The sequence below is a fragment of the Citrobacter sp. MGH100 genome (assembly GCF_001034465.1).
Lineage (GTDB): Bacteria > Pseudomonadota > Gammaproteobacteria > Enterobacterales > Enterobacteriaceae > Citrobacter > Citrobacter youngae.
The window spans coordinates 2,220,548-2,232,902 of sequence record NZ_KQ089800.1 but is presented as its reverse complement, the minus strand read 5'-3'; the positions used below and the strand labels follow the sequence as shown (position 1 = coordinate 2,232,902).

The 12,355-nt window shown below is 54.6% G+C and carries 10 protein-coding genes; 1 reads left to right on the top strand and 9 read right to left on the bottom strand.

What is annotated here, in order from left to right; translation table 11 throughout:
* Positions 1-62: 62 nt before the first annotated feature.
* On the bottom strand, positions 63-1,742 hold the full coding sequence (ybaL, locus tag SK32_RS10505) for a YbaL family putative K(+) efflux transporter (RefSeq protein ID WP_003835904.1): 1,680 nt from the start codon (positions 1,740-1,742) through the stop codon (positions 63-65).
* Positions 1,743-1,967: 225 nt separating this feature from the next.
* Positions 1,968-3,188, bottom strand: coding sequence for a fosmidomycin MFS transporter (gene fsr / locus SK32_RS10500; RefSeq protein WP_003021788.1), 1,221 nt, complete (start codon positions 3,186-3,188; stop codon positions 1,968-1,970).
* Positions 3,189-3,362: 174 nt separating this feature from the next.
* On the opposite strand from fsr, the gene ushA reads away from it, so the two are divergent.
* Positions 3,363-5,015 (top strand): bifunctional UDP-sugar hydrolase/5'-nucleotidase UshA, encoded by a 1,653-nt coding sequence (gene ushA / locus SK32_RS10495; protein ID WP_048212400.1) that lies wholly within the window; start codon positions 3,363-3,365, stop codon positions 5,013-5,015.
* A 181-nt stretch (positions 5,016-5,196) separates the two neighbouring features.
* Here the strand turns inward: ushA and ybaK are convergent, their stop codons facing one another.
* From ybaK to hutX, 7 genes are all read right to left on the bottom strand, one after another.
* Positions 5,197-5,676: a Cys-tRNA(Pro)/Cys-tRNA(Cys) deacylase YbaK gene (gene ybaK, locus SK32_RS10490; protein ID WP_003021794.1), complete on the bottom strand. Its 480-nt coding sequence runs from the start codon at positions 5,674-5,676 to the stop codon at positions 5,197-5,199.
* Between the two features lie 201 nt (positions 5,677-5,877).
* Complete coding sequence (locus SK32_RS10485) at positions 5,878-6,672, bottom strand: TraB/GumN family protein (RefSeq protein WP_048212399.1); 795 nt, start codon at positions 6,670-6,672, stop codon at positions 5,878-5,880.
* Positions 6,673-6,772: 100 nt separating this feature from the next.
* Positions 6,773-9,274, bottom strand: coding sequence for a copper-exporting P-type ATPase CopA (gene copA, locus SK32_RS10480; RefSeq protein ID WP_048212398.1), 2,502 nt, complete (start codon positions 9,272-9,274; stop codon positions 6,773-6,775).
* 147 nt (positions 9,275-9,421) lie between these two features.
* The gene (locus SK32_RS10475; protein WP_048212397.1) at positions 9,422-10,192 is read right to left on the bottom strand and encodes a heme ABC transporter ATP-binding protein; all 771 of its coding nucleotides are present in this window, start codon (positions 10,190-10,192) and stop codon (positions 9,422-9,424) included.
* Positions 10,189-11,181: a FecCD family ABC transporter permease gene (locus SK32_RS10470; protein ID WP_048212396.1), complete on the bottom strand. Its 993-nt coding sequence runs from the start codon at positions 11,179-11,181 to the stop codon at positions 10,189-10,191. Before SK32_RS10470 ends, SK32_RS10475 begins: the two co-directional genes overlap by 4 nt.
* 51 nt (positions 11,182-11,232) lie before the next feature.
* Entirely contained in the window at positions 11,233-11,856 is a 624-nt protein-coding gene (chuY, locus tag SK32_RS10465; protein WP_048212395.1) for an anaerobilin reductase, read from the bottom strand.
* Entirely contained in the window at positions 11,856-12,350 is a 495-nt protein-coding gene (hutX, locus tag SK32_RS10460) for a heme utilization cystosolic carrier protein HutX (protein WP_003847520.1), read from the bottom strand. The genes chuY and hutX overlap by 1 nt, the downstream gene beginning before the upstream one ends.
* Positions 12,351-12,355 lie beyond the last annotated feature (5 nt).

Here is a 12,355-nt window from a genome sequence, read left to right as displayed (position 1 = left end):
GCCTACGCGTAGCAATATGTAGGCCGGATAAGGCGTTTTACGCCGCCATCCGGCACGTAACATTAACTGGCAGTAGCAACTTCACCGGCAGGCGGCGTTTCAATCAGCTCCAGCATGGTGCGGGCGATTTCACGCTCACCCATGACCACCTGATTGGCGCCACGCTCGGTAATGTATTCCACCTCATCGTCATAATGCGCGCGGGCGATAATCTCAATCGACGGGCACTTCTCACGAGCGGAAGCAACAATTTCACCCGCTTCATAGCCATTCGGAATGGTCAGCAACAGCCAGCGTGCGCAATCCAGATGCGCCAGATTCATAATCTCTTCGTTGGCGGCATTTCCCAGCACCGCGCGGATCCCGCGCTCGCGCAGTTCATCCACCCGGGTACGTGAGGTTTCGATAACCACCAGCGGGATCCCCGCAGCCATCAATTTCTCACCCAGCAGGCTGCCGACGCGACCAAAACCGACCAGCAGGGCGTGATTGCAGATATCCACCGGAATTTGCTTCTCTTCTTCGATGGCTTCTTCCAGCGTCTGCTCTTCCAGCGTTTCGGTTTTGGCGAGATATTTTTCTAACACCGCGAACAGCACCGGGTTGAGCATGATGGACAGGATTGCCCCTGCCAGCACCAGATTCTGTCCGGCCTGCGGCAGCAGGTTTAACGCCATTCCCAGACCCGCCAGGATAAAGGCAAACTCACCAATCTGTGCCAGGCTGGTGGCAATGGTGAGCGCCGTGCGTTGGGAGTGACCAAACATGCGCACCAGGAAATAAGCGGCAAGGGATTTACCAAAGATGATAATCGCCAGCGTACCCAGCACTGCCAGCGGCTGTTGGATCAGGACTAACGGATCGAACAGCATCCCGACGGAAACGAAGAACAGCACGGCGAACGCATCGCGCAGCGGCAGGGTGTCATGCGCCGCACGGTGGCTCAGTTCCGATTCATTCAACACCATACCAGCGAAGAATGCGCCCAGCGCAAAGGAGACATCGAACAGTTCCACTGCGCCAAAGGCGATACCTAAGGCGAGGGCGAGGACTGACAGAGTAAACAGTTCGCGTGAACCGGTTGCGGCGCTGCGGGCCATAATCCACGGTACCAGGCGACGCCCCACCAGCATCATAATCGCGATAAACGCCACGACCTTACCGATGGTAATCCCCATATCGACGGCGAGCGAGGCAAAGCCGACATCTTCTTTTTCCAGCATTCCGGCGACGGCTGGCAGGAGAACCAGCGTCAGCACCATCATCAAATCTTCGACAATCAGCCAGCCAATGGCGATTTGCCCGCGCTGACTGTCAATGAGCTGCCGTTCTTCAAGTGCACGCAGTAGCACTACGGTACTGGCGGTTGAAAGACACAGACCAAAGACGATACCGACCATCAGCGACCAGCCTAATACGGCTGAAAGCGCCATACCCAGCAGCGTTGCCACCGCTATCTGGGCAATCGCGCCGGGAATGGCGATAGACTTTACCGCCATCAAATCCTTCAGGGAAAAGTGCAGCCCGACGCCGAACATCAACAGGATCACGCCAAGCTCGGCCAGCTCAGGCGCAAGCTTAGTATCAGCAACAAAACCAGGTGTAAATGGACCGGCCAGAACGCCCGCTAACAGATATCCCACCAGAGGAGAAATACGTAGTTTATTGGCAATCATGCCTAATATAAAAGCGAGCACAAGGCCGCCGACAATGGTGGTGATAAGCGGGGTGGCGTGATGCATTCCGTCTCCTTTGGTTGCTGTGTTGATCCTGAAAACCCAAATTCCGAGTAATAGTTTATGACAATTTTGATGTTTATGTTGATGAATAATTATTGAATTTTGATGAAAACAGGATTTTAAAGGAAAAAAAGCACGGATCGGAAAACTACGGGGGGATGTTTGAGGCAAACGCTGATGGCCGCTGTAAGTGATGACGACCAAAGTTTACCTTTGGCCGTCAGAAAATCAGGCTTTATGTCGGTTATCAGGTAAGAATATGGTCAGTATCCCCAGAAGTGGCAGGAAAGCACATATTTTGTAGACCAAATCGATACTGGTATGGTCGGCAATCAGCCCTAACACCGCGGCTCCCAAGCCACCCATGCCGAAGGCAAAACCGAAAAATAGCCCAGAAACCATGCCGATACGCCCAGGAAGCAGCTCCTGTGCGTAGACCAGAATGGCAGAAAAGGCCGATGCGAGGATAAAACCAATGATCACGGTTAAAATCCCGGTCCATTCCAGCGTCGCGTAGGGTAAAACAAGGGTAAATGGCGCAACGCCGAGGATAGACCCCCAAATAACATATTTTCTGCCAATTTTATCGCCTAATGGTCCGCCAATCACCGTCCCGGCCGCGACGGCAAACAGGAAGGCAAACAGATGAAACTGGGCATTTTGTACCGATAATCCGAATTTTTGCATCAGATAAAAGGTGTAATAGCTGCTAATGCTCGCCATATAGAAGTATTTGGAGAAAATCAGCACCAGCAGAATGCTTACCGCCAGCACCACTTTATTACGCGGCAACGGATTAACGATAGCGACCTTCGGCTTTCCTTTACTCATCCGATGCTGCGCGGCATACCAACGGCTGATTTGTGCCAGGACGACAATCGCTAATAACGCAGCCAGCACAAACCAGGCCACATTACCCTTACCATATGGCGCGATGATGACAGCTGCCAGCAACGGCCCCAGAGAGCTACCGAAGTTGCCGCCAACCTGGAAAATCGACTGGGCGAGGCCGTGGCGACCGCCGGAGGCCATACGCGCCACACGGGACGATTCCGGGTGAAATACCGAAGAGCCGGTACCAACCAGCGCCGCGGCGAGCAGCACCATATGGAAGCTGCCGGCCATGGCCAGCAAAACAAGCCCGCTCAGCGTGAAGCACATCCCAATGGGCAGCGACCACGGCATCGGGTATTTGTCAGTCCAGTAACCCACCACCGGTTGCAGCAGCGAGGAAGCGAGCTGGAAGGTCAGGGTAATCATCCCTATCTGCATAAACGTCAGCGAGAACTCTGACTGCAATAGCGGATAAATCGCCAGGATCAGCGACTGAATCATATCGTTTAGCAAATGGGAGAGGCTGATCGCTCCTAAAATGCCAAATGAGGTGCGTGCTTTAGCAACCGACGCTGACGCGCCAGCCACAGGCTGGGTTGGTTCACTTATTGCCATAGAAAGTCACTTCTGTTTGGGTTGCGATTATGAGGGTAATCTATTTTGTTATTATTACCTGACTAACATACCTGCGGAAGGTGTTTGAAGGAAGTCTCATTTCTGAAAACATTTTCGACTATTATTTCATATCATTGTAATTTCAGTCGTTGATTTTGGCTCAGGGAGAGAAATATGAAGTTTTTAAAACGGGGCGTGGCGCTGGCGCTATTAGCCGCATTTGCGCTGGCAGGTCAGCCTGCACAGGCGTACGAAAAAGATAAAACCTATAAAATTACCATTCTGCATACCAACGATCATCACGGTCACTTCTGGCGTAGCGAATACGGAGAATATGGGCTGGCGGCGCAAAAAACGCTGGTGGACGGTATTCGTAAAGAGGTGGCTGAGGAAGGGGGCAGCGTACTGCTGCTTTCCGGCGGTGACATTAATACCGGCGTACCGGAGTCCGATCTGCAGGATGCGGAACCTGATTTTCGCGGGATGAACCTGATTGGCTATGACGCGATGGCGGTCGGTAACCACGAGTTTGATAATCCCATGACCGTACTGCGCCAGCAGGAAAAATGGTCCAAATTCCCGTTTCTCTCGGCCAATATTTATCAGAAAAGCACCGGCGAGCGTTTATTTAAGCCGTGGGCCATCTTTAAGCGCCAGGATTTAAAAATTGCCGTACTCGGTTTAACCACTGACGATACGGCGAAAATTGGCAACCCGGAGTTCTTCACCGATATTGAGTTTCGCAAACCTGCGGAAGAAGCAAAGCTGGTTATCCAGGAACTCAATATGAATGAAAAGCCAGACATCATTATCGCGACCACCCATATGGGGCATTATGACAACGGCAATCATGGCTCGAACGCCCCTGGCGATGTCGAAATGGCGCGTAGCCTGCCCACCGGGGCGCTGGCAATGATTGTCGGTGGCCACTCGCAGGATCCGGTGTGTATGGCTGCGGAAAACAAGAAGCAGGTGGATTACGTCCCGGGGACGCCGTGTGCGCCAGATAAGCAAAATGGGATCTGGATTGTACAGGCACACGAGTGGGGGAAATACGTGGGGCGGGCGGACTTTGAGTTCCGCAACGGCGAAATGAAAATGGTTAACTACCAGCTCATTCCAGTCAACCTGAAGAAAAAAGTGACCTGGGACAACGGTAAAAGTGAGCGCGTACTCTACACTCCGGAGATTGCTGAAAATCAGCAAATGCTTTCGCTGCTGACGCCGTTCCAGAATAAAGGTAAAGCTCAGCTCGACGTGAAAATCGGCAGCGTCAATGCGCGCCTCGAAGGCGACCGTAGCAAAGTCCGTTTCGTGCAAACCAATATGGGGCGCTTGCTGCTGGCTGCGCAAATGGCGCGAACCAGCGCTGATTTTGGCGTGATGAGCGGCGGCGGTATCCGTGACTCCATCGAAGGCGGCGATATCACCTATAAGAGCGTGCTGAAGGTACAGCCGTTTGGCAACATCGTGGTGTACGCCGATATGAGCGGGAAAGAAGTGATTGATTATCTGACCGCGGTGGCGCAAATGAAGCCGGACTCCGGAGCCTACCCGCAGTTTGCCAACGTCAGCTTTGTAGCGAAAGACGGCAAGCTTAACGATTTGAAAATCAAAGGCGAACCCGTTGACCCAGCCAAAACCTATCGTATGGCGACGCTGAGCTTCAACGCCACCGGCGGTGATGGCTATCCGCGCATTGATAACAAACCAGGCTATGTGAATACCGGGTTTATTGATGCGGAAGTGCTGAAGGAGTACGTGCAGAAGAACTCACCGCTGGATGCCAGTGCGTATGAGCCGAAGGGTGAGGTGAGCTGGCAGTAACAGGGCTATTTTGTTCGCCATTTTGAACACGGGCAGTGCTCGGAATCCTCACGTACTTCATGTACGCTCCGGTTCCTGCGCGCTGGCCGAGTCCAAACTGCCTTCACCAATAACGCCCTGTTGAGTATTCGATTTGTAGGCCTTAAAGCTGCGCGCCATCAGGCAGTCATTCTATAACCGCTTAATCCCGGCGGGCGATATCGGCGAATTTCGCATCCAGAATTTTCGCCAGATCGCTCGCTGCCAGTTCGATATCCAGCCCGCGTTTGCCGCCGGAAACATAAATGGTGTCAAACGTTTGGGCTGGCGCGTCGATGAGCGTCGGCAATCTTTTTTTCTGCCCCAACGGGCTGATACCGCCTACCAGATAGCCGGTAGTGCGTTGCGCGACCATGGGGTCGGCCATATCGACCTTTTTGGCGCCCAAAGCTTTGGCAACCTTTTTGAGATCCAGTTGACCGGCTACCGGTGTGACGGCAACCGCCAGATGTTTCATATCGCCATTCACGGCAACCAGCAGCGTTTTGTAGACCTGATCCGCATTCAGTCCTAATTTACGGACCACTTCGTCGCCAAAGTTGGTCTCGGACGGATCGTGATCGTAGGTGTGGATCTGAAAAGAAATTTTGTTTTTTTCGAGTAGTTTAACGGCGGGTGTCATAGCAATTTTTCCTGGCCCAGACAAAATACGCCATAAGCATACGCCTGATGGCGGTGGAAAAAATAGTACCATCTTGCGCAATAGTATTGGCAGGATGATGACTTTGAGCGACAATCGACCTACACCGATGCTTTAAGCGTCGGCATAATAATAATGATGAAATTCCTCTTTGACGGGCCAATAGAAATATTGGCCATTTTTTTATCGCATCATCTCCGGTAAATTTCCCTCTCCATACAGATGCAGTGCGCCCACTGCGACCACATAGTGGCCTGCAGGCATTGCCTTGAGTTTGTCCCGCCATGCCTCATTACGCTGGTGCATTAATACGTCATATAATGACTGGCTGAATGTGTTGGGTAACGTGAGTGCGCTATTTTGTGGTGGTGATTCAAGCCACCAGCCCATCATTTGTTGCAGCAACCTGGCGTTGGTGTGCCAGTGCGTCAGGGTATCGTCAAGCAAAGCCAAACCGTTATCAGGCAATTGACATAACAGGTCGATTTGGCTGGAGGCGCCTTCCAGTTCAATAATGGTTTTTTGCGCCTGTTTAGCCGCTTTGAGCAGTTGGTAGTCAATACCATATTCCGCCCGTAATCCCAGCTGTTGCGCCTGCGTGGCTTGTAAGATCATGGCTATTTGCCACAGGGGTTGAGTCGAAAACAGGGAAGGGGAAATACCAAGATCTGCAGAAACTTTTTGCAGATTGCGCAATTGCTCTTCGCTGATGCGTTCTTCCAGCGTGGCAAAGGCCGGAAGATTGGCAAACGGAGTATCGTCACCGGAGACATCGGCTTCGACAATCAGTGCGTCAGCGTGGCTGAGTTTTTTCAGTAATCTGGCAGGCAGAGGGGCCATACCCCGGCTACCCATATGAATACTGCCAATCAGATGAAAATGGCGGTTGCCAGGCAAAGAGATATCGATGGCCGGCCAGGTATAATGGTTACCGCGCAGTGCAGACCATAATGCTTTTACCCGGTATAACAAATCCATACGACCTCCCTAAGTGGAGAACCATGCTAGCGCGTGGCCGGAAAAGTCGCAATGTGTGAATTGCCGGATGGCGCAGTTGATAGCGCCATCCGGCAAAGGGTTACTCTTTCGGTTTGAAACGCAGCAGTCGGTTCGCGTTGCTCACCACGGTAATGGAAGAAAGCGCCATCGCCGCCCCGGCAACAACCGGGTTGAGCAGCGTGCCGGTGAACGGCCACAAGATCCCGGCGGCAACGGGGATACCAATGCTGTTATAGATAAACGCGCCGAGCAGGTTCTGTTTCATATTACGCAGCGTTGCCCGGGAGATAGACAGCGCATCGGCAACGCCCATCAGGCTATGACGCATCAGCGTGATCGCAGCGGTTTCAATCGCCACATCGCTGCCACCGCCCATGGCGATCCCTACATCGGCCTGCGCCAGTGCAGGCGCATCATTGATACCGTCACCGACCATGGCGACCTGGCGCCCCTGGCTCTGCAGACGCTTAATCGCCTCGGCCTTACCGTCCGGCAGAACGCCCGCAATCACCTCATCAATACCCGCCTCATTGGCAATGGCGTTGGCGGTTGTTGGGTTGTCGCCGGTCAGCATCACCAAACGATACCCGGCGCGGTGCAGGCGCTGGAGCGCTGCCACGCTGTCGCTACGCAGTGGATCACGCACCGCTAACAGCGCCGCTGCTTTACCATCAATCGCCAACAGGACCGGGGTTGAACCCTGGGAAGCCTGAGCGGTGATTTCAGCTTCCATTTCAGTGGTATCTACCTGCTGTTCATTGAGCAGTGCCTGGTTGCCCAGCAGCAGCGTATGACCTTCGGTCTCGCCGCTGACGCCTAACCCGCGCAGCGTACGGAAACCGTTGACCTGCGGCAGCGAGACATCGCCTGCTTTGTCCAGAATCGCTCTGGCCAGCGGGTGGCTGGAACCCTGTTCAAGGGCCGCTGCCAGACGAATTGCCAGCGCTTCCTCGGTGTTGCCAAACGTTTTGATTGCGACAACCTGCGGTTTACCTTCGGTCAGCGTCCCGGTCTTGTCAAAGACGACGGTATCAAGCGTGCTGGCGCGTTGCAGCGCATCGGCATCGCGTACCAGTACCCCAAACTCAGCGGCACGCCCCACGCCGGAAATAATCGACATCGGCGTTGCCAGACCCAACGCACACGGGCAGGCAATAATCAGGACAGTGGTGGCGATGACCAGCGTATAAACAATTTGTGGCGCCGGGCCAAAGAAATACCAGATAGCGGCACTCACCAGCGCGATCACCACCACCACCGGAACGAACACCGAGGAAATACGGTCGGCCAGCTTACCAATCTCGGGCTTACTGCTTTGCGCCTGACGCACCATGCGAATAATGCGCGACAGCGTGGTGTGGCTGCCAACAGCGCTGGCGCGGAACAGTACGCTGCCGTCCTGGACGACCGTACCGGCGTGGACGCTATCGCCTTCGCCTTTTTGTTGCGGAATCGGCTCACCGGTCAGCATCGCTTCATCCAGCCAGGCTTCGCCCTGGGTAATTTCGCCATCGACTGGAACGCGGTCGCCGGTGGTCAGGCGCAACAACATTCCCGCCTGAACGTCTGCCAGCGGTACGTTCTTTTCACCTTCGTCAGTAACGACGCGTGCGGTCGGCGGCGTCAGATCGAGCAGTTTTTCCAGCGCTTTGGACGAGCGCTGGCGAGCCCGCGCTTCCAGCATGTGTCCGAGGTTAATCAGACCGATAATCATGGCGCTGGCTTCATAATAGAGGTGTCGCGCTTCCATCGGGAACCATTGCGGCCAGAGGTTGACGCTCATGGAATAAAGCCATGCCACCCCCGTGCCCAGTGCGACCAATGTATCCATGGTTGCGGTGCCGTTCATCAGGCTTTTCCACGCGCTGCGGTAGAAGTGACCGCCTGCGAAGACCATCACGGCGAGTGTTGCCAGACCAATTACCAGCCACAGGCTACGGTTGTCGGCACTCACCATCATGTTATCGCCAATCATTCCCCATACCATGACCGGGATACCCAGCAGCAGCGCGACGGCTGCCTGCCAGCGAAAACGTTTCATGGTCGCCACGGCGGTTTCCTGCTGGCGTTCACGGCGCTTAGCGTCGTCTTCGATCACTTCCGCGCCATAGCCGGCTTTTTCCACCGCCTGCACTAAATCTGCGGCGGATGCACTGCCCATTACCAGCGCAGTGCGCTCCGCCAGGTTTACCCGTGCCTGGGTGACGCCCGGTACGCTTTGCAATGCATTTTGTACACGGGTCACACAACTGGCGCAGCTCATGCCGTTTAACAGCAACTGTTGGCTGTCATCATCAGCCGTAGCTGCCGGAAGCTCGGAAGGGACCGCTGCCAGTGCTTCCGACGGGATTGATGACTCCGTCAGCGGTTTAGCCTTTGGGTGGCTTAACTCCGCCCCGTAACCGGCTTGTTTGATAGTTTCAATCAGCGCTTCTGCGCTGGCGCTCCCGGTAACATGGGCCTCTGTCACAGTGACATCCGCTTGCTCAACATCCGGACGTTGTTCCAGACTTTCTTTAACGCGTTTTACGCAGTGACCACAGGACAAACCGTCCAGGGTTAGATCGATTGTTTGAGACATAACCAACTCCTTCATTGCAGGATTAACTGACTGTGATAAAGGTTAAACCTTCCAGCAAGGGGAAGGTCAAGGGTGTTTTTAGAAAAGATGAAAAAAGGAGGCGAAGGGGGAAAAACGGGAACGTCACCTCAGAGCGTTCCCGGTCTGTTATTGATTGAGGACGATAAGCGGCGTTCGATGCTCCGGTTCATTTATGACCGTGAGATCGGCACCGTACAGCGCGTTCAGCGCCCGTTGCTTCAGGACATCCTGCGGATACCCGTTATCAACAATCCTGCCGCGTTCCATCAATACCACGCGGTCGGCATAACGCGCTGCGAGGTTGAGATCGTGCAGGACGCAGCAGACGCTAAACTGCCGTTCACGCACCAGACGACGCAGCAGACGAAAAAGGTGCTGCTGGTGGTGAATATCCAGAGCGGAGGTGGGTTCATCGAGAAACAACCATTTGGGCCGAGGCTCGGACTCCCAAAGCTGAACCAGCAGACGTGCCAACTGTACCCGCTGTTGTTCTCCTCCCGACAGATGCCGATAATCGCGCGCGGCCAGCGCCTGGCAGTCGCACAACGTCATGATGTGTTCCGTTTCATCGCCCGTATTGCGCGTGCGATACGGATGCCTGCCCATGCGAATGACCTCCTGAACGCTAAACGGGAAGGCCATATGACTGTTCTGGCGCATCACCGCACGGGTTTTTGCCAGCTCGGTGATTGACCACTCGTCTAGTGGCTTGCCGAATAAGCTACAGCGCCCACTGTGAGGTTGCAGATAACCTGTGAGCTGGCGTAGCAGCGTCGATTTCCCGGCGCCATTCGGGCCAAGGATCGCGACGATCTCTCCTTGGGGTAGCGTCAGGGAAACATCGTCGGTCAATCGTCTGCCCTGAATGTTGTAGATCAGATTTTCTGCGACGATCATGACACCCTCCGGCTACGCAGGATTAACCACAGAAAATACGGTCCTCCGATCAGGCTGGTTAACAGGCCAACGGGCATTTCGGCAGGCTGCACCAGAGTGCGGGCCAGCGTATCGGCAATCAGGAGTAGACAGGCGCCCGCCAATGTAGAGCAGGGAATCAACCAGCGATGATCGGCGCCGGTAGTCATTCTGATCAAATGCGGGATCACCAGGCCTATAAAGCCAATTACGCCGCTGACGGAAACGGCAGCGCCAACCAGTAGCGAGCTGAGCAACAGTAACTGCTGGCGATTACGTTTGACGTTCACGCCGAGGTAATGCGCCTCTTCATCACCCAATTGCAGCAAATTAAGCGTGCCCGCCATACAGACGGTGACAGCAATGGCTGGAAGAACAAAGGTACTGGCAACCAGCAGCGTTGGCCACTGGGCCTGGCCGAGATTGCCCATCATCCACAGCGTAAGTTGACGTAGCTGCTGCTCATCGCCCACATAGCTCAGCACGCCAATAGCCGAACCGCACAGAGCATTGATAGCGATACCGGCTAACAGCAGTTGCATCATTCCGCCGTGGCTATGACGCTGGCTTATCAGGAAAATAATCGTGCAGACCACCATGCTGCCCGCGACGGCAAAAATCATCTGCTCATACAGCACCAACACCACGGGAAACGAAAAGGGGATAACTATCGCGATACCGACCATCAGCGCGGAGCCGCTACTGACGCCAAGCAGGCCAGGATCGGCCATCGGATTGCGAAAAAGCCCCTGCATAATGACCCCTGCCGTTGCCAGCGCTGCGCCTACCAGAACGGCCAGCAACACGCGGGGCAGGCGGATGTTCAACCAGATGTCACGGTATTCGTCGTTGAACAGCGCGCTGAAGCTAATGTTCAGCGCCCCCTGGCTGGCTCCGAAGAGCATCAGAGCGACCAACAACAGAGAAAGACCCGTCAGAATGCTGACGGAAGAAAGCGAGTCCTTAAGCACGCAACGCTCCATAACGTCTTTGCGGCGCGAAGTTCCCGCGCCGCGAGGGGTTTACGCGGGTTTCAGTCCTGGCTCAACCAAACTGTAAATCTGGTTATTGAGTGACGGAGCTGTAGCCAGTTCGTGAATGTGCCTGGCAACATCTGCGCGCATCACAAAACCATGGCACTCCTCGGCCTGTATCCGTTGCGCCTGACCTGTGGCTGCACCGTTCAGTAAACCGCCGGGGCGGAGAATGGCGTAGTCCAGTTGACTGGTTTGTAGCCAGCTTTCAGCCAACGATTTTTCCCGTACAGCCTGACCAAATGCGGCCCTGGCGCGTGGGGATAAAAAGGGCCAACTGTCGCCACAGCCAAGCGAAGTCACCAGAATCATGCGTTTGATCTCCGCTTTTTCTGCTTCATCAATGACGGTTCTGTGCGCCAGATAATCCTCGGCACCGCCCATGGAGGAGATCACCGTGGCATGTTGACCCGCTGCGCGACAGGCACAGGCGGTGACCTGGCTGTCGCAGGCGTCGCCAATGAAGACCTGAACTCCTTTTTCCTGCAACCCGGCAGCGACCTGCGCGTTGCGAACGACGGCAATCACCGGACGTTGTTCCGCCAGTGCGAGTGCCAGCGTTTTCGCGCCGACGCCGCTACCACCCGCACCAAAAATGAGCCATGGTGCCATCAGGCATGTTCCTTTAAGGATGAAGACAGCGCGTGAAAGGCGCTGACCTGGTCGGCCAGTAGCTGACGATGCTCATCCCGACCGAGGAAAATTTTGAACATAGCGCTACCCGCCTGGTTAAAGAAGAGAATGGACGCGGTGTCCATGCCCATAAATTTGCGTTCAATCAGGGCGATATGCGTGCAGTTTTCTGCCTTGATATGACCGGTCATGCCTTTTTTGCCGCGCAGGTTGAAGTAACCGTGGCGGTGGAATCCTGAAGGTAATTCACCCGTGAATTCCAGTATGACATCAGCAGTATGAACCAGGGTGGTGACTTTGCCCCATTCGCTGACGGTTTCCCAGACGGTATCAAATTGACTGCCGGAAACCAGCGTCGGGGAGGGGAGGTTTTTCACCACCTCCAGCAGCGTGGTGTTGTACTGGGCTGCGATAGCTTCCAGCGTACCGTCCGGCTCAGTTTTCAAAAAATCCTGTAAAGAGACATGGCTCATACTTC

What these genes read in the sequence shown, in the direction of transcription:
- ybaL (WP_003835904.1), bottom strand. Translation starts at nt 1,742, where the DNA reads ATGCATCACGCCACCCCGCTTATCACCACCATTGTCGGCGGCCTTGTG.
- ybaK (WP_003021794.1), bottom strand. Translation starts at nt 5,676, where the DNA reads ATGACACCCGCCGTTAAACTACTCGAAAAAAACAAAATTTCTTTTCAG.
- ushA (WP_048212400.1), top strand. Translation starts at nt 3,363, where the DNA reads ATGAAGTTTTTAAAACGGGGCGTGGCGCTGGCGCTATTAGCCGCATTT.
- chuY (WP_048212395.1), bottom strand. Translation starts at nt 11,856, where the DNA reads ATGGCACCATGGCTCATTTTTGGTGCGGGTGGTAGCGGCGTCGGCGCG.
- fsr (WP_003021788.1), bottom strand. Translation starts at nt 3,188, where the DNA reads ATGGCAATAAGTGAACCAACCCAGCCTGTGGCTGGCGCGTCAGCGTCG.
- hutX (WP_003847520.1), bottom strand. Translation starts at nt 12,350, where the DNA reads ATGAGCCATGTCTCTTTACAGGATTTTTTGAAAACTGAGCCGGACGGT.
- SK32_RS10475 (WP_048212397.1), bottom strand. Translation starts at nt 10,192, where the DNA reads ATGATCGTCGCAGAAAATCTGATCTACAACATTCAGGGCAGACGATTG.
- SK32_RS10485 (WP_048212399.1), bottom strand. Translation starts at nt 6,672, where the DNA reads ATGGATTTGTTATACCGGGTAAAAGCATTATGGTCTGCACTGCGCGGT.
- copA (WP_048212398.1), bottom strand. Translation starts at nt 9,274, where the DNA reads ATGTCTCAAACAATCGATCTAACCCTGGACGGTTTGTCCTGTGGTCAC.